18 protein-coding genes are annotated in these 18,065 nt (G+C 35.0%); 11 read left to right on the forward strand and 7 right to left on the reverse strand.

Features of this window, described 5'->3' with window-relative positions; all coding sequences use genetic code 11:
- Positions 1-138: 138 nt before the first annotated feature.
- Together DDY94_RS14470 and DDY94_RS14475 are read left to right on the forward strand one after the other, a co-directional pair.
- On the forward strand, positions 139-1,233 hold the full coding sequence (locus tag DDY94_RS14470; protein ID WP_111685236.1) for an acyloxyacyl hydrolase: 1,095 nt from the start codon (positions 139-141) through the stop codon (positions 1,231-1,233).
- Positions 1,234-1,274: 41 nt separating this feature from the next.
- Positions 1,275-2,018: a head GIN domain-containing protein gene (locus DDY94_RS14475; RefSeq protein WP_111685238.1), complete on the forward strand. Its 744-nt coding sequence runs from the start codon at positions 1,275-1,277 to the stop codon at positions 2,016-2,018.
- On the opposite strand, the gene gldA is transcribed toward DDY94_RS14475, so the two are convergent.
- The gene (gldA, locus tag DDY94_RS14480) at positions 2,011-2,904 is read right to left on the reverse strand and encodes a gliding motility-associated ABC transporter ATP-binding subunit GldA (RefSeq protein WP_111685240.1); all 894 of its coding nucleotides are present in this window, start codon (positions 2,902-2,904) and stop codon (positions 2,011-2,013) included. The two genes, DDY94_RS14475 and gldA, sit on opposite strands and share 8 nt — an antisense overlap.
- Before the next feature lie 275 nt (positions 2,905-3,179).
- Here gldA and DDY94_RS14485 point away from each other — a divergent pair, with 275 nt between their 5' ends.
- The 5 genes from DDY94_RS14485 to DDY94_RS14505 all read left to right on the forward strand — a co-directional run bounded on the left by DDY94_RS14485 (position 3,180) and on the right by DDY94_RS14505 (position 7,906).
- The gene (locus tag DDY94_RS14485; RefSeq protein ID WP_111685242.1) at positions 3,180-4,007 is read left to right on the forward strand and encodes a prephenate dehydratase; all 828 of its coding nucleotides are present in this window, start codon (positions 3,180-3,182) and stop codon (positions 4,005-4,007) included.
- A complete protein-coding gene (locus tag DDY94_RS14490) occupies positions 4,004-5,146 on the forward strand; it encodes a pyridoxal phosphate-dependent aminotransferase (protein ID WP_111685244.1) in 1,143 nt (380 codons plus the stop codon). The genes DDY94_RS14485 and DDY94_RS14490 overlap by 4 nt, the downstream gene beginning before the upstream one ends.
- A gap of 5 nt (positions 5,147-5,151) precedes the next feature.
- Positions 5,152-6,003: a prephenate dehydrogenase gene (locus tag DDY94_RS14495; protein WP_111685246.1), complete on the forward strand. Its 852-nt coding sequence runs from the start codon at positions 5,152-5,154 to the stop codon at positions 6,001-6,003.
- Between the two features lie 33 nt (positions 6,004-6,036).
- The gene (locus DDY94_RS14500) at positions 6,037-7,119 is read left to right on the forward strand and encodes a bifunctional 3-deoxy-7-phosphoheptulonate synthase/chorismate mutase type II (RefSeq protein ID WP_111685248.1); all 1,083 of its coding nucleotides are present in this window, start codon (positions 6,037-6,039) and stop codon (positions 7,117-7,119) included.
- A 136-nt stretch (positions 7,120-7,255) separates the two neighbouring features.
- Complete coding sequence (locus DDY94_RS14505) at positions 7,256-7,906, forward strand: carboxypeptidase-like regulatory domain-containing protein (protein WP_111685250.1); 651 nt, start codon at positions 7,256-7,258, stop codon at positions 7,904-7,906.
- A 30-nt stretch (positions 7,907-7,936) separates the two neighbouring features.
- Here the strand turns inward: DDY94_RS14505 and DDY94_RS14510 are convergent, their stop codons facing one another.
- The 6 genes from DDY94_RS14510 to DDY94_RS14535 form a co-directional block, all read right to left on the reverse strand.
- Entirely contained in the window at positions 7,937-8,362 is a 426-nt protein-coding gene (locus tag DDY94_RS14510) for a hypothetical protein (RefSeq protein WP_157957339.1), read from the reverse strand.
- A 119-nt stretch (positions 8,363-8,481) separates the two neighbouring features.
- Entirely contained in the window at positions 8,482-9,243 is a 762-nt protein-coding gene (locus DDY94_RS14515; protein WP_111685254.1) for a LytR/AlgR family response regulator transcription factor, read from the reverse strand.
- Positions 9,240-10,274: a sensor histidine kinase gene (locus tag DDY94_RS14520; protein WP_111685256.1), complete on the reverse strand. Its 1,035-nt coding sequence runs from the start codon at positions 10,272-10,274 to the stop codon at positions 9,240-9,242. Before DDY94_RS14520 ends, DDY94_RS14515 begins: the two co-directional genes overlap by 4 nt.
- Before the next feature lie 143 nt (positions 10,275-10,417).
- The gene (locus DDY94_RS14525; RefSeq protein WP_111685258.1) at positions 10,418-11,146 is read right to left on the reverse strand and encodes a hypothetical protein; all 729 of its coding nucleotides are present in this window, start codon (positions 11,144-11,146) and stop codon (positions 10,418-10,420) included.
- Positions 11,147-11,181: 35 nt separating this feature from the next.
- Complete coding sequence (locus DDY94_RS14530) at positions 11,182-11,817, reverse strand: DUF6515 family protein (RefSeq protein WP_111685260.1); 636 nt, start codon at positions 11,815-11,817, stop codon at positions 11,182-11,184.
- A 196-nt stretch (positions 11,818-12,013) separates the two neighbouring features.
- Positions 12,014-12,502: a hypothetical protein gene (locus DDY94_RS14535; RefSeq protein WP_232817880.1), complete on the reverse strand. Its 489-nt coding sequence runs from the start codon at positions 12,500-12,502 to the stop codon at positions 12,014-12,016.
- An 82-nt stretch (positions 12,503-12,584) separates the two neighbouring features.
- Here DDY94_RS14535 and rsgA point away from each other — a divergent pair, with 82 nt between their 5' ends.
- The 4 genes from rsgA to DDY94_RS14555 all read left to right on the forward strand — a co-directional run bounded on the left by rsgA (position 12,585) and on the right by DDY94_RS14555 (position 18,064).
- Positions 12,585-13,535 carry a ribosome small subunit-dependent GTPase A gene (rsgA, locus tag DDY94_RS14540; RefSeq protein ID WP_111685262.1) on the forward strand — a complete coding sequence of 317 codons (951 nt, stop codon included), beginning with the start codon at positions 12,585-12,587 and terminating at the stop codon, positions 13,533-13,535.
- Entirely contained in the window at positions 13,532-13,984 is a 453-nt protein-coding gene (gene dtd / locus DDY94_RS14545) for a D-aminoacyl-tRNA deacylase (protein ID WP_111685264.1), read from the forward strand. Before rsgA ends, dtd begins: the two co-directional genes overlap by 4 nt.
- Before the next feature lie 136 nt (positions 13,985-14,120).
- Positions 14,121-16,025, forward strand: coding sequence for a DUF3857 domain-containing protein (locus DDY94_RS14550; protein ID WP_111685266.1), 1,905 nt, complete (start codon positions 14,121-14,123; stop codon positions 16,023-16,025).
- A gap of 20 nt (positions 16,026-16,045) precedes the next feature.
- Entirely contained in the window at positions 16,046-18,064 is a 2,019-nt protein-coding gene (locus DDY94_RS14555; RefSeq protein ID WP_111685269.1) for a DUF3857 domain-containing protein, read from the forward strand.
- Position 18,065: the final 1 nt, after the last annotated feature.

An 18,065-nucleotide genomic window follows, 5' to 3' on the forward strand; every position in this document is an offset into this window, starting at 1 on the left:
AGATCATGAAATTTATAAAACGAAATAAAGTGGAATTTAAATTTGCATTGCAACTATTGGCAATTGCAGCAATTTCTTTATTAGTTGCTTTCTTCATAAATTAAATAATCTATTACTTTTGTCAGTAACAGATTTTCTATGAAGTTTAGACTTACGAGTTTTATTTGCTTACTTGGACTTGTGTTATTTTCACAAGATAAGAAGGGCACCGACACTTATTTCGACCTCAACTATTTTTCAGGTAATATTGCGCTTCATAATAACGATATCCTTCATCTTATAAATGGTCATCCAGAAGGAGTTATCTTAAGTTGGAATAAGAAAACTTTCGGGACAGAAGACTGGCAACAACGGTATAATTATCCTGATTATGGAGCTTCTTTCATTTTTCAAAATTTGAAAAACGAAGTTCTTGGTAATAATTATGGTCTGTACGCCCATTATAATTTTTACTTTTTCAAACGGCATCTTATGTTGAGGGTCGGACAAGGAATAGCTTACAATACCAATCCATACGACAAAGAAGAAAACTTCAAGAACATAGCTTTTGGTTCTCATTTCTTGAGTTCCACCTATGTGATGTTGAATTATAAAAAGCAGAGAATTTTCGATCGCTTTGGTCTTGAAGGTGGTTTATCGCTAATTCATTATTCAAATGCTAATGTAAAGGCGCCAAATACGAGTATCAATACCATTACCCTCAATGTTGGATTGACCTACGATCTCGATGAAGAAAATTCAGAGTATATTGATGATTTGGATGACGAAAAGTTTACCGAACGCATTAAATACAATATAGCCTTCAGAACTGGTGTTAACCAAAGTGACATTATCGGTAGCGGACAGTTTCCTTTTTATATACTATCGGCCTATGCAGATAAAAGATTGAGTCATGTAAGTGCTATACAAGTTGGTGCAGACTTGTTCTTTTCTAATTTTTTAAAGGAATTAATTTACTATCAATCAGTATCATTTCCTGAGTTGAATGTTAGTGGCGATGAAGATTTTAAGCGGGTCGGACTTTTTGTTGGTCACGAGTTATTTATAAACAAAATGTCTATTGAAACGCAGCTAGGATATTATGTTTATTACCCTTTTGATTTTGAAGGCAGAACATATATCAGAATAGGTTTAAAACGCTATTTTGGAAATAAATTCTTTGGTGCCATGACCCTAAAATCTCATGGTGCAAAGGCCGAAGCTGTAGAATTTGGAATTGGAGTAAGGTTATGAAGTATATCAATCCGCAATATGCAGAAACTAATAATTGAAGTATGAGAAGACTTATTTACATCCTATTATTTTTTTGTTTTGCTTGCAATAGCGAAGATGCCAACGATTGCTTTCAGACCGCGGGTGATATCATCCAGGAAGAAGTGATGGTTTCTTCTTTTGAAAGAATTTTGGTCAATAGAGATATTGAATTGATCGTTATTCAGGCTGACGAATATAAAGTTACGATAGAAACTGGAGAAAATCTTTTGAATGATGTAAAAGCGGAAGTTATTGGAAACCGATTGGTGCTCACAGACGATAATACGTGCAATTTTGTACGAGACTATGGTATAACCAAAGTTTATGTTGAAGCCCCTAACATCACCGAAATTCGAAATTCATCACAATACGAAGTGTCTTCTCAAGGGGTGCTAACTTATCCTAGCCTGAGTTTAATTTCTGAGGATTTTAATGAAAGTGTTGCCTTTACCGTTGGGGATTTTAGGCTTACCGTGAATAACCAAAGTTTGAATATTACTTCAAACAATATTTCGTCTTTCTTTATCGATGGTTCAACAGATGAACTATTTGTTGGTTTCTTTTCTGGTTCGGGACGATTTGAAGGTGAAAATCTTATAGCACAAGATGTAGAAATCAGTCATCGAGGAAGTAACGATATGATAATTAATCCTATTCAATCATTAACAGGAATTCTAAGAGGCACTGGCAACGCTATTGCAGTTAACGAGCCACCGTTGGTAGACGTTGAGCGCATTTATACCGGACAGTTAATTTTTAACTAGTTAACTCCCTGAATAAACTTTCAAGACTCGTATTTTTCTGATTGAGCTGAAGAATTTTTAAGTCGTTATCGTGAGCAAAATCAAAGACATGAGAACGCATATCTGTTGTTGTAGAAAAGGTGATCTCATATACAAATCCACTAGGGTTTTTAACCGACGCTACTTGCGGAAGTTTCAATAAAAAAGCATCTTCAACTCGATAATCAAATTCCACAACTACCACTTGATCTTGGCCTTCGCGGAGATCTTTAAGGTACTTATCTGCAACAACTTCACCTTTGTTGATGATGATTACACGGTCGCACATGGCCTCAACTTCTTGCATAATGTGGGTAGAAAGAAAAACTGTTTTTTCTTTACCAATGGTTCTGATGAGATTTCTAATTTCAACTAATTGGTTAGGATCTAATCCGGTTGTAGGTTCATCTAAAATTAACACATCAGGATTGTGAAGCAGTGCATTCGCCAAACCAACACGCTGACGGTAACCCTTAGATAATTGCCCGATTTTCTTATGTGCTTCTGGAGTAAGGCCAGTTAATTCAATAACCTCTTCGATTCTAGATTTTGGCGTTCCGTAAACGTTGGCGTTAAAACTGAGGTATTCTCTAACAAATAATTCTGTATATAGCGGATTGTGTTCGGGTAAATACCCCACGCTGCTTTGAACATTTTTCTTTTCAGAATTAACATCAAAACCATTAACACTTGCATCGCCATCAGAAGCTTCAATAAAGGTTGTTAAAATCTTCATCATGGTTGATTTTCCGGCGCCATTTGGCCCTAAAAAGCCAACGATCTCGGCAGAATTTACCTTAAATGAGACATCATTAAGTGCCTTTTGATCTTTATAAAGCTTTGTGATGTTTTTTACTTCGATGGACATTATCAAGAAAGTTTAGTCAAAAATAAGTAATATATAATAGGGCTCAATGTTTATTATCAAATCTTTAAAACTAAGGTCAATTGCTAAAAAAGCCGAGTTAACAATTTTGAATTGTAAAAATATTAACTACATTAGCCACTTAATTAATAAGAATGAATATATCTAAAACATATTATAACTGGTTTTATTTCTTTTTTAAGTAAAGGAACGAGGCTGAGTATGTTTTATTTAAATATAATTTATAAAAGTCTCGATTAAGTCGAGACTTTTTTATTATGACAAAACCAATAGCTATACAAGGTATAAAAGGCTCATTTCATCATGAGGTGGCACAGCAATACTTCAATATGAAGACTGAAGTGGTAGAATGCATGTCTTTTGATAGTGCTGTGGACAGTCTCATTAATGGCGATACAGATAATATCGTTATGGCTTTGGAAAATTCTATTGCTGGGTCCATTATACCTAACTATGCGCTCATCGATAATCATAACTTACACATTGTTGGAGAATACTATTTAGAAATTGAGCACAATTTATTAGCCCTGAAAGGTGAAACCATCGACTCGATTAAAGAAGTGCATTCGCACCCAATGGCCTTATTGCAGTGTAAGGTGTTTTTGAAAGATTATCCACATATAAAGTTGGTTGAGGCGAAGGATACAGCCGATGTTGCGAAGCAAATTTCAGATGGCAATATTGAAGGAATAGCTGCCATCGCAAGCAAAAATGCGGCTCAGTTATATGGACTTGAAATTTTGGCTGAAGGTATTCAAACGATAAAACACAATGAAACGCGCTTTGTAATTGTAAGACGACAAAACCATATTTTTGAAGAAAGTGAAGTCAATAAAGCATCCTTAAAATTTCAATTAGATCACAAGCGCGGTAGTTTAGCTACGATCTTAAATGTTATGAGTGATTGTAAACTCAACCTTACTAAAATTCAGTCATTACCAAAAATAGAAACACCGTGGAAGTATGCTTTCTTTGTAGATGTTACCTTTGAAGACTATAAAGACTACGCCAAAGCGAATTCAATAATGCAGCTCATGGCAGAAAATTTCAAGGTATTAGGCGAATATAAAAATGCAAGATTATGATTGAGGTAGCTGATCGATTAAAACATGTTGAAGAATACTATTTCTCTAAGAAATTAAGGGAAGTTGCATTCTTAAAATCACAGGGAAAACCAATTATTAATCTGGGTATTGGTAGCCCTGATCTTGAACCACCTTTCAAAGCATCAATGCTTCTGAAAGACAGTTTAGACGAAGAAGGAGCTCATAAATATCAGAGTTATCAAGGGCTTCCTGAACTTCGAGATGAGATCGCTAATTTCTATAAATCGCGCTATAAGGTAAGTATTAGTGGGCAAACAGAAGTTTTGCCTTTGCTAGGAAGTAAGGAAGGTATAATGCATATTTCAATGGCTTTTTTGAATAAAGGTGATGAGGTGTTAGTTCCAAATCCTGGCTATCCAACTTATGCCGCTGTAACTAAACTTTTGGAGGCTAAACCGGTACTTTATGATCTTACAGAAGAGAATCATTGGTTGCCAGATTTTATAGCACTTGAACGTTTAGACCTTAGTAAAGTAAAAATCATGTGGATCAATTATCCGCATATGCCAACTGGCGCAAATGCACCGAATAAATTTTACGATGAAGTAATTGCTTTTGGGAAACGCCATAATATTCTCATTGTTAATGATAACCCATATAGCTTCGTTTTGAATGAAAAACCAATCAGCATTATGCGTTATAACAATGCTAAATCGGTGTGCTTAGAATTGAATTCGTTTAGTAAAACATTCAATATGGCCGGATGGCGCGTTGGAATGGTGGTAGGAAGTTACGAACATCTTTCGGCAGTTTTAAAGGTGAAGAGCAATATGGATTCCGGGATGTTTTACGGCGTGCAGAAAGGTGCCATTGAAGCTTTAAAATGTTCAGACATGTGGTTTGTAAGTTTGAACAGTGTTTACGAACAAAGACGTGAGCTTATTTGGAAATTGGCTGAAGCATTAAACTGCACATACGATGAATATGCCACCGGAATGTTTGTTTGGGCAAAATTACCACCCCATATAAAATCAGAAGAATTTTCGGATCTCGTACTGAAAGAGCATTCTATTTTTATTACACCTGGAACAGTTTTTGGCACTAACGGTGAAGGCTACGTACGATTTTCATTATGTGCACCAGAAAAGATAATTGAAGAGGCAATAGCAAGAGTTTAGCGAATATGGAGAATATTTTTGTCATTGGAGTAGGATTAATTGGAGGGAGTTTTGCATTAGATATTAAAGCGCAAAATTCGGATGGTATTATCTACGGAATCGATAATAACGAAGACCATTTAAATGAGGCGCTCGACTTAAAGATCATTGATAAAAAAGCAGATTTTGAAGACTTAGATAAAGCGGATTTAGTGATCATCGCTATTCCTGTGGATGCAACCCTTCAGGTTTTGCCAAAAGTATTGGATCAGGTTTCTGACAGTGCCATTGTTTTTGATGCTGGTTCCACCAAAGAAGACATCTGCCTTAAGGTAAAACACCACCCTAAGCGTCGTAATTTCCTAGCGGCACACCCAATAGCTGGTACGGAGTACTCTGGGCCTAAAGCTGCATTGCATGGCCTCTACAAAAACAAAACAAATATTATATGTGAGGTTGAAGAAACAGCATTCAAACTTCAGGAGAAAGCATTGAAATTATTTTCAGATCTCGGAATGCGTATTCGCTATATGAACCCCAAAGCCCACGACAAACACATTGCTTACGTTTCGCACTTATCGCACATAAGCTCGTTTATGCTTGGTAAAACGGTGATTGAAAAAGAAAAGAACGAACGCGATATTTTCGATATGGCGGGCAGTGGTTTTGAAAGTACAGTACGTTTGGCAAAAAGTTCACCAGCCATGTGGACGCCTATTTTCGAACAGAATAAAACCAACGTAATTGAAACTTTAGACGAGTACATCAGCAACCTTCAACATTTTAAACAACTAATGGAAAAAGGTGATTTTGAGGCCGTTTACAATGAAATGGAAACTACAAATCACATTAAAGATATATTGAACGGAATACAGTAAAAATTTAGAAAAAGAAAGAAGATTAATAGTCCTATGGAGAATAAAAAAGAATTGAGAAATTGGTTAGATGCTTTCAACTTAGAGCATCCGTTGGTAATTGCCGGACCATGTAGTGCAGAAACCGAACAGCAAGTGCTTCATATAGCACACCAATTAAAAGATAGTGATGCCACAGTTTTTAGAGCAGGAATTTGGAAACCAAGAACCCGACCAGGAAATTTTGAAGGCGTTGGGGCACTTGGATTAAAGTGGCTTCAAAAGGCAAAAGAAGAAACCGGAATGTTGATCACTACCGAAGTGGCCAACCCTAATCATGTTGAATTAGCACTGAAGCACGATGTCGATATCCTTTGGATCGGAGCAAGAACAACTGTAAGTCCATTTATTGTTCAGGATATCGCAGATGCATTAAAAGGTACCGATAAACCTGTTTTGATCAAAAACCCAGTGAATCCCGATTTATCACTTTGGTTAGGAGCTGTTGAGCGGTTTTACACGGCAGATGTAAAAAATCTTGGTGTGATTCATAGAGGGTTTTCAACTTATGAAAAAACACGCTACAGAAACAATCCGGAGTGGCAATTAGCCGTAGATTTGCAAAGCCGTTTTCCAGATTTACCATTGATATTAGATCCTTCGCACATTGCAGGGCGACGTGATATTATTTTTGATCTGAGTCAGACAGCATTAGACCTTAACTACGATGGATTAATGATTGAAACACATCACGATCCTGATAATGCTTGGAGTGATGCCGCACAGCAAATTACACCAGATACTTTAATTAAATACACTGAAGATCTACGTATTAGAAAAGAAGTAGGTGAGGCAGCAGAGTTTAAAAACAAGATCAACACATTGAGAACCAAGATCGATGTGATCGATCACCAACTTATTGAAATATTAGGGAAACGAATGCAAGTCGTTGAAGACATTGGTAGCCTTAAGAAAAAGCACAACGTTGCAGTTTTACAGAATAAACGTTGGAATGAGATCTTAGGTAAAATGATCCTTGAAGGTGAAGAGAAAAATCTAAGTGAAGAGTTTATTCTAAGGATGTTTAAAGCGATTCACCAGGAATCGATTAACCATCAGGAAGAAATTATTAATCATTAATAAAAAAGGCTCGCAACTGCGAGCCTTTTTGTTTTTGTGTATTCACTCATTGAAACGGCGTGCTGACGCATTTTTCGTTTTACAAGCTAAAATTTGCGTTTAGGTTTGGGGTATTAACCAACACCAAAACATCTCAATGAAACTACTTTTTAGCTTATTAGTTCTTTTTTTTACGACTCAAATTTTTTCTCAAATTACAATTAAAGGCCAAGTATTCAGCGATTCAATCCCCTTAGAATCTGCTAGTGTTTATATAAAACACACTACATCTGGAATGGCTACAGATATAAATGGAGACTTTACGCTTAACGCAAAGCAAGGCGATACTTTAGCAGTTTCTTATTTGGGGTATAAAACCAAAGAGGTGATTGTAACAGACGGCAATGATTTAAATATTGAATTAATCACTGATAGCTTTGATGAAGTTGAAATTGTAGGATACCTAGTGGCAGTAAACAAAGAATCTATTTTCAGGTGTTTCGGAAGTACCCGTGAAGTTAAGCCAATATTAGAAAGGGAATTTGATAATACTGAAGATGGTAATAGACTAATATTATACCCAAATCCTTCTTCAAATGGCATTTTCAAATTAAAACTATATGAAGATTACGATGCGATTAAAATTTCTGTGGTCAACATATCAGGCCAAATCATAAATAAATTTACTTATCAAAAATTCGGAGAAGATCTTACTATTGATTTGTCCCAATGCGCTCAGGGTTTTTACATTATTAATATTGTTGCAGATGGAGAACCTCTACAGGCAATAAAAGCAATACGCGGATAAAAAAAGCCCGCAATTGAGAGCTTTTTTTAGCTATTCTTCAGACCATTCCCAACCATTCTTAAGGTAAACTGATTTTAATAGCGCTTCCCAATTTGCCTTATGCATTTTAAATTGGTCGTCTGTTAATATGGGTTTAACTTTAGCATCTATTTTACTGATAAGTTTGGTCAATTCTGTCTTGATTTCCTCATCTGTGTAATCTTTGTCTTTATCATTAAGGCGCTGCATATCATATACATATTGTAAAATATACATATAGTATTCCTCTTCAACCTCCTCAGAGAGGTTCATAGCTTTGGTTTTTTCATAGAAATATAATTGCAGGTTTGCGCGTTCTTCAACTGTAAATACTTCAACCTTGTTCTTTTCACGTTCAAGTTGTTTATTAGACTGGCCACAAAGCGTCATGCAAGTGAGCATTGATAGGGTAACGAATAATAGTTGGATAGTTTTCATGATAGTTAGTTTTTCTAATTCAAAAGTAGTTTGAAATGCATTTAAAATTAAGAAATTATACACTGAAACGTCTTAAAATAGAGGTGAAATAACCTTAACTCTCTTCGAATTATTTCAAACTAAGAGTTTATCCAGCTTTTAACGGCATTAGATTTCCCTTTACTAACAACGATGCGGTCTTTGTGAGGTGGTTGCGTAATTATTATCAGCTTACCATTAAAGTAAAATTTGATTTTAACGATCGCAGATTTGTTCAATATAAATTGGCGATTCACGCGCATAAATAATTTTGGGTCTAGTTCGGCTTCAATGTCTTCTAGCTTCTTGTTGATCACATATTTTTGATTGTCAATTGTTGTAGCTTTAACAACGCCAGAATCTATCGAGAAATAGGCAATATTATCTGTTTTTATTGGGATGAGTTCGTCGCGTTTCTGAACCAGATAAGTTGCTTTGTAATTGGCGATGGAAGTATCTAAGAGTTGCATTAACGCATTGAGATTTGGCTGGGATTGTGCAGTTGTTCCTTGTGTCTCTTTATACTTATCTATTGCATTTGAAATTTCTTCTTTCTGAAGAGGTTTTAGTAAATAGTTGATACTATTCACTTGAAAAGCCTGAATCGCGTATTGATCATAAGCTGTAGTAAATATTATGGGTGTTTTAATTTCTACCTGATCAAAGATCTGAAAGGAAATACCATCTGCTAAATGAATATCCATAAATATCAGATCTGCGTCTGGCGATTCTGAAAAATAGGTCACTGCAGATTTCACTGAGTCTATTGTTTTTAAAACTTCGATTTCGGCATCTATGTTGTCTAATATGTAGATCAGATTTTCGGCAGCAGCAATTTCGTCTTCAACAATTACAACTTTCATATATTTTGGATTAGAGGTAATTTAACAATAAATATATTATTGTGATCTGAAATAGTGATATGTTCACCCATTAGTAGCTTGTAGCGCTTATTAATATTTTCAAGTCCTTTACCGGTGCTATGAACTAAAGTTGCTCTGGGTCTTATTTTATTTTCCACAACTAGCATTTCGTCTTTCATATAAATCGAAACATTTAAAGGGTGAGCTTCTGATATTTCGTTATGCTTTATGGCGTTTTCTACTAATAATTGCAAACTTAGGGTAGGTAGGCTTTTTCTCATTGAATCTTCTGGTATATTTATTTCTATTGAAAACCGATCTCGATACCTTGCTTTAATGAGATAGATATAGCTATTTAAAAATTTGAGTTCTTCCTTAACAGTTGTCAGATCTTGCTGCCCGCTCTGTAGAATGTAGCGGTACATGTATGCAAGTTCATTCACAAAAGTTGTGGCTTCATCGTTGCCTCTTACTAATGAATTAAGAGAATTTAAAGCATTGAATAAAAAGTGAGGATTGATCTGATTTTTTAATGCGGTAATTTCATTCTGAAGGCTTTGCTGTTTTAATAGTTCTTTCTCAGCTAAATCATTGCGATGAATAATCTGAAATCTCAATATCCTTGATATAAAGATAACGATGACCAAAATTGTAAAATAGACAAAGTAGACCATCCCTCTATTTGTAGTGTCTAGGGCCGAATTTGTGCTAACACGATGTATAAAAAAGAACAAAAATACGGTTGCAAAAAATAGAACGATATTGGTCATCGTGGTAACAAGAGCGTTTAGGATTTTATTAGATCTGAATAGTGTATGGATCCAATTGGTATTTAGTTGTAACCCAATCCAGGCATAGACAGATAAGAAAATCACTCTGGTAAGAACATCATTTATAGATACTTGATTAAAGGATTTACTGATACTATCGAACACCTCATATAATTCTAGAATTCGAGGTAGGTTTACCAGAAATGCAATTAATAATGCAATAGAAATTAATGTGGATTGTTTAACTACTATGTTTTTCAATTTTAGATCGAAAGGTTGAATACTATAAAAATGGAAATTAGTTAAAATATATGATTTTGAAGTTTCTCAAATTAATTTAATGGATAGAAAAAAAACCTCTTGCGGTGCGCAAGAGGTTCTGTATTAATTTTAAAATAAGTCCATTAACCGCGGCGTCGCTTTCTTTTGGTGTCTTTTTCATCACGCTCGTTTCTGTCATCTCGTCGCTCTCTGCGATCTTCTTTTCGTTCTCTGTTGTCTTCGGCAAGTTCACGTTTTGTAGCTTCAATATCTTGTTTCATTGTATTAACGAATTCTAAGACTAACTGTTTTTTGGCTTGCGCGTCGTCACCGTTGTCAAAATTAAAACTGTAAGCCTTCAGAGTTTTTAAAATATTTGCTTGTTGTTCGGCTCTATCAATCTGTTGTTGAAAATCTCTAACATCATCACGACGGTCTCTTTTATCGTCTCTTTTATTTGCTCGATCACGCGCCATATCTCTTTTATCGTCATTTCTGTCAAACCTTCCATTTTCAGAATCTTCTCTGTTATCTCTAATTTCTCTACGTTCAGATCGAACTTCTGCTGAACTTTGCGCAATTTCTCTTCTCGCTTGTTTTGCTTTCGCGCCACTTTGCTCTACTTCCCTGATCATATCTGTGATGATATTCGCTTTCAGTTTGTTAACCTGAGTTGAATCTTTAGTGTCAAAAGCGGTATTAAAGAGTGCTAATTTTGTTTTAAATGCTTCCAATTCTTTAACATCACGTTCTAGCATTTTTTTGCCTTCAACTATTTGTTTAGTATTCTGTATCGCTTCTTTGGTGTTTTGAGCATTTATCATATACCCAAAACCTAAAAGGAGAACGGTTAATTTTAATGAAGTTTTCATGGTGCTTAATATTTTTTTAAAATTAGTAAATAGATTTAATTATAGACTACTTCGTAAGTCACTTTTTCGTTATCGGTAACTTTCTTGTAGAGTATGTCATTGTACTCATAGTATGTTTTTCCATCAATTACGACTTCTTCAGAATCTTCATGTATTTCAGACACTATTGTGCCGATTTCTGGTGTAACGACTTCATACTTTTCATCCTCGTTATCAGATTCAGTATTTTCAATGTAATAAATTCCTGAGTGGTAAAAATATATTGAAGGACCAATAACAATTCTAACATATCCAACTGGTAAGACTCCTATTCTGAAGCCTACAGGTGGCATAACTACGATATATTCGTCACCATATTGAGTATAATAAATTCCTGAATAGTAAAAATATGGTAGTCCTCTATAGACGATTCTTACATGGTGTCTTGGTAAGGTTCTTATTACTCTTCTGTGTCGTGGATATCTGTAATGAGGATTTCGCCTTACAGGTTGTGTTCTATATCTGTCATTGTGCCTGTGGTGATTAGTACCTACTTTTTTGTTAGTTCCAATACGTTCAGTTTTTACACCATTACCTCTTTTGGTGTCTCGTTTTTGCCCACTTAGTTCGCTCGGAAAAACTAAAAAGATAAGTATTAAACTAATGCCTAATGTGTGTTTTAAAGTTCTCATAATTCAAATATTTAGTGTGGTTATAAATCTCTGTTTTAATTCTTGTACAAAGTTATTTTACAAATAAGGGCGGTCTACTTAGTTTTTATGTGAAACGGTCAAAATGAAATGTGAATGGTCTTTTTTAAAGCGTGAAATATGTAATTAAAAAAAGCCCGCAATTGCGAGCTTTTCAAAAATATAATTGAGTCTATATTTATTTTCTGAAAGTATATCTGGTAATAAAGATTCCTTTGTTGTCGCCTTTACCACCGACACTTTCAACACCAGTGTTAATGAAAACCAGTTCCCAACCTTCGGCAATCATGGTATTGATCTTAGACGTCATAATAGCGTCATTGGCAGCTATATTCTGAAAGCGAATACCACCTAAGTTATAAAAGTTTAAAAGTTTAGTTTCTTCGTAATCTTTAATTCGAATTTCCCCTCTTTTAGATTTGTTTTTTTCATCCTTGTCTTTATCGCCAGATCTGGTTGTTGTGTACTCTTGAAAGTCTTTTACCTCATTAGCGGAGATCATTCGAGAACGACCTAGCCCATTCGGAACGATAGATTCTACCACTGTAACTACCTTATACTCGTATGCAGCAACCGGTTTTTCTTCGTTAGAATCACTTTTGTTAATAAAAGAAAATGAAATAAGTCCTACAGCAATGGCTGCGATAAATAAGAAATTTTTTTTCATAATTGTTGATTTAAGTTTTGTGTGCTTTAAATTAATGACTTTTTGGTTAAATGTCGTTACTTTGTTACTATTAATTTGATGAATGACAGGAACAGTTTATAAATCTACCGGAAGTTGGTATACCGTTAAAACTATGAACGGTAAGTTCTTCGAATGTCGAATTAAAGGAAAGTTTAGAATTCAAGACATAAAAAGTACTAATCCAATTGCCGTTGGAGATAAGGTTCAGTTTGAAATTGAAACCAAAAACAATAAAGAAACTGGCGTTATAAATAGAATTGAAGAACGTAGCAACTACATTGTAAGGCGCTCAGTTAAACTTTCGAAACAAACACATATCATAGCTGCAAATATCGATCAGGTATTTCTTTTAATCACCATCGATAATCCACCTACATTTACAAGTTTTATAGATCGCTTTTTAGTAACGGCGGAGGCCTATTCTATAAACACCATATTGCTTTTTAATAAGATCGATACCTACGATGAGGAGACCTTATTCGAGGTAAAATATCTAATGAGTATTTATAAGAAAATAGGCTATGAGTGCTTTGAAATTTCTGCAAAGACAGGGCTTAATATAGACAAGGTAAAATCACTAATGTTAGACAAAGTGAGCATGTTTGCAGGACATTCAGGTGTAGGTAAATCAACCCTAGTTAACGCTATTGAGCCTTCGTTGAATCTTAAAACCAAAGAAATCTCGGAGCAACACATGCAAGGGCAGCATACAACCACATTTGCTGAAATGTTCGATTTGAGTTTCGATGCTAAAATTATTGATACGCCAGGCATAAAAGGGTTCGGCGTTGTTGACATGGAAAAGGAAGAAGTAGGCGATTATTTCCCAGAATTCTTTGCTTTAAAACAAGATTGTAAATTCAATAATTGTTTGCATCTAAAAGAACCAAAATGTGCTGTTAAACTTGCTCTTGAAAATGACGAGATTTCTTATTCGAGATATCGCAGCTATCTTCAAATTTTAGAAGGCGAGGAAGAACATTACAGAACCGATAATTGGGATAACGAATGAAAGTTGTAATTCAAAGGGTTTCAGAAGCATCTGTAGTTATTGATAAGCAGAGTGTTGCCTCGATAAAAAATGGATTGCTGATTTTAGTAGGAATTGTCAATGAAGATGCTATCGAAGATATCGATTGGCTTTGCAACAAGATCATTAACCTCAGGATATTTCCAGATGAAAATATGGTGATGAACCGTTCTATTTTAGATGTTGGTGGAGACATCATTGTAGTGAGTCAGTTTACGCTTCATGCAAGTACAAAAAAAGGAAACCGACCAAGTTATATTAAGGCTGCAAAACCAGATATAGCCATTCCGCTCTATGAAAAGTTTAAAGAGAAACTGCAACTGGATTTAAATACACCAATTCAATCTGGTGAGTTTGGTGCAGACATGAAAGTACAACTGATTAACGATGGTCCGGTGACGATTATAATCGATTCAAAAGACAGAGTTTAAAACTCCAAAAAAGGTTTGTATATCTATAAATTTGAGGGGTTTGTTAAAATTTAATCAGTACGACTAAACCTACCAATATTTGTTTGGAAAAACATTTTTACTTGTTATATTGTATTGCCGATAAATCAATCACAATATGTACAGAAATACCTATTTTAGACTTGTACTTTTTTTACTTATTCCCATAGTCTGTCTTTCGCAGTCAGACGAAGATTACACCGCACTCAGCGTTCCGATTGATTTAAAAAAGAATTCTAATGCCGTGGTTCGATACGACAATCAGACCGTAGAGATCAATGATTTTAACGATATGACTGTGTTTACCAAACGTATAGTAACAGTTTATAATAAGTATGGAGATCGCCATATTAATGCTGTTGAGTTTTATGATGAAAATACCAACATCAAGTCAATGGAAATCAAGATTTTTAGCGAATATGGTGATCAAATTAAGCGCGTGAAAAAAAATGATTTCACCGATCAAAGTGCGGTAAGTGGTGGAACCTTATATTCTGATAATCGTGTAAAATATTTTGAATATAAACCAATCGATTATCCGTATACCATTGAATATACATCCGAGGTAAGATATAAAAGTACAGCCTTCGTGCCGCAGTGGCGTCCTATTGGTGGTTTCTATTTAGGGGTGCAATTTTCAGAATATAAAATCGTCAATAATACGGAAATCGACGTCAGGAAAAAACTAAACACACGTGGCTTTGAGATCGAAGAACCAACAGACGGACACTATCAAATTAGAAACGCCCAAGGCATCAAATTTGAAACCTATAGTCCGCCTTTATCAGAGATTACACCTTTACTCAAAGTTGCCATGACCAACTTTAGTATGGAAGGTGTATCAGGAATAAATAACAACTGGCAAGATTTTGGAAAATGGATGCACGATAGATTATTGACGGGTACAGACGAACTTCCTCAAGAAGTTATCGATGAAGTAAAGGCACTGACCAACGGTATTGATGACAAAGTAGAAAGGGCCAAAATTGTTTATAATTATTTACAGGAAAAAACACGCTATATAAGTGTTCAAGTAGGAATCGGGGGTTGGAAACCCATTGACGCCATGGAAGTCGATCGCCTGGGTTATGGCGATTGTAAAGGACTATCAAATTACACGAAAGCCTTATTAGAAGTTGTGGATGTACCTTCGTATTATACCGTAGTCTACGGCGGTGATGATATAAAAAGTATTGATTCTAGTTTTTCCGTTACTGAAGGAAATCACGTGATTTTATGCGTTCCTACTGATGAAGAAAATATTTTTCTGGAGTGTACAAGTCAGAGCAATCCTTTCGGGTTTACAGCAGGATTTACAGATGATAGAGATGTCTTATTAGTAAAGCCTGACGGCGGCGAGATCGTTCATACTAAAGTTTATAATGCTGAGGATAGTGTTCAAAATACAACTGCTTCAGTAATTCTTGATGAAACCGGTAGCTTTAGCGCAGATGTAACTATTTCATCAACCGGATATCAGTACAATATGCATGAAGGCATTCAGAATGAAACCTCAAGAGACCAACAATTACACTATAAAGATTACTGGAGTCATATCAATAATTTATCTATCGACGATATCCAAATAAACAATGATAAAGACGCAATTATTTTTAATGAACAATTGAAATTATCTACGGAAAATTATGCCTCTAAAAGTGGTCCTAGATTAATTTTACAGCCAAATATTTTTAATAGAGTAACTAATATCCCGCAGCGGTATTCTAATCGGAAACTCGATTTTAAAATAGATCGCGCTTTTAAGGATACAGATGAGTTTGTAATTTCATTTCCTGAATCGCTTAAAATAGAAGCCATGGGCGAAGGCGAAACTCTCGATACCAAATTTGGATCGTATAGTTATAAGTTAGAAAAACTCGATGACCAAAAAATAAAATACACTAGAACATACATATTGAAAAAGGGAAATTATTCGAAGTCAGATTACAAAGATTTTCGAGATTTTATGAAATCGATTGTAAAATTTGACAAAACAAAAATTGTCCTTGTAAAAACCAACTAATCACCAACAAACTCAAATCAATGAAACACTTATTAATTATCGCTTGCTCATTTCTTTTTTTTGTAAGTAACGCCCAAGAAGTGAAATTTGGAAAAATTTCTAAATCCGAATTACAACAGAAAGTACATCCCAAAGATTCATCGGCAAATGCCGCGGTATTATACAAAAAAGAAGAAATCTACTTTGTTTACACCGAGTCAGATGGGTTTATGCAGCATCGCGAAATTCACGAACGTATCAAAATATATAATAAGCAAGGGTTTGACTATGCTACCGAGAAAATATATCTCTACGAAGGTAATGGAGGTAACAAGGAAAAGGTGAACAAATTGAAAGGTTACACCTATAATTTAGTAGATGGAAAAATTGAAAAAGAAAAACTAAAAAAAGATGGCATATTTGAAGAAGATTACAACGAATTTACTGAGATCAATACCATCACGATGCCAAATATTAAAGAAGGTTCAGTGATTGAATTTAGCTATAAAATTGTGTCGCCATTTTTAGCGGTTGATGATGTAATATTTCAATATAATATCCCAATCGATAAATTCGATTTTAAATTCAGAACGCCAGAATATTATGTATACGACAAAAAGGTAAATCCAAAGGCATTTTATTATCCAAATATTACAAGTTCCGTATCAGAATCTTCAGGGAAGTATACCACCACTGGGGGAAGTAGAACTAATACGCTCAATGGTAGTAAAAATTACGGACAAGGTTCTTTTGACTATAAGGAAAAAGTTTTGTTAGCTAACGAGGTAGATATTCCTGCACTAAAAGTGGAAGCCTATGCCGGAAGTTTAGATAATTACAGAGCCAAATTGATTTTAGAACTTTCTGCTATCCTAAACAGTTATGGTGGAATAGAAAAGTCTTTTTCTACCGATTGGAATAAGGTATGTCGTTCCATCATTGCAAATTCAGATTTTGGAAATCAGTTGAATCGTTCTAATTTCTTCAAAAATGATATTGAGGAAATTGCCGCAATGGGTAATGACGATTATCAAAAAGCATTATTGCTTCAGTCTTATGTTAAATCTAAAGTGAAGTGGAACGGTTTCTACGGTTACACGGCCATGAAGGGCACTAAAAAAGCTTACAGTGAAGGCGAAGGTAATGTGTCTGATATCAACTTGCTTCTTATTGCAATGTTGCGCTCTCAAGGTATTAAGGCGAGTCCGGTTCTAGTAAGTACTCGCGATAACGGAGTTCCGATTTTTCCAACACGAAAAGGATTCAATTATGTGATTTGTATGGTAGAAAGTGGCGATAGTTATATACTTCTTGATGCTACAGAACCTTATAGCATGGTTAACGTATTGCCGGCCAGAACTTTAAATTGGCAAGGTCGTTTATTAAGAGACAACGGAAATTCAACCTGGGTTTCATTAAGACCATCAAAACAATCAAGCGAAACGACCTCTTTAAATATTAAGATCAATGATGATTACTCTATTGAGGGTAAAGTAAGGCAAAGCATTACAGAACATCTCGCATTAAATTATAGAAATAGCTATAGTAATCTTTCGGCAGATGATCATATCAAACGATTAGAAAATAACAAGGGGGATATCGAAATATCGAATCTAGAATTTGCAAATGACATGGATATTACAAAGCCTGTAATGATCTCTTATGACTACGAAGCCTCAGATGCAATCGATGAAGTAGGAGGAAACCTTTACTTTTCCCCACTGTTATTTTTTGCAATGGATGAGAACCCATTCAAGCTAGAACAAAGAGAATATCCAATTGATTTTGCATTTCCGTTCAAGGATAGTTACCTTATCAATATAATGTTACCTGAAGGATATGCTGTAGAATCGCTGCCAAAGAGTGAGATATTCGAGTTTAAGGATGGCGAGTCGAAATTTAAATATGTCATTAAAGAAAATGGTAAATTTTTGCAGCTAAGTATTGAGTTAAATTTAGGAAACTCCTTGATTAATCCTAGTGACTACGGAGTATTCAAACAATTCTTCAATAAAGTTGTAGAAAAACAAGCAGAACAGATCGTTCTTAAAAAAGTATAAG

This window comes from Winogradskyella tangerina (assembly GCF_003260205.1).
GTDB classification, from domain to species: domain Bacteria; phylum Bacteroidota; class Bacteroidia; order Flavobacteriales; family Flavobacteriaceae; genus Winogradskyella; species Winogradskyella tangerina.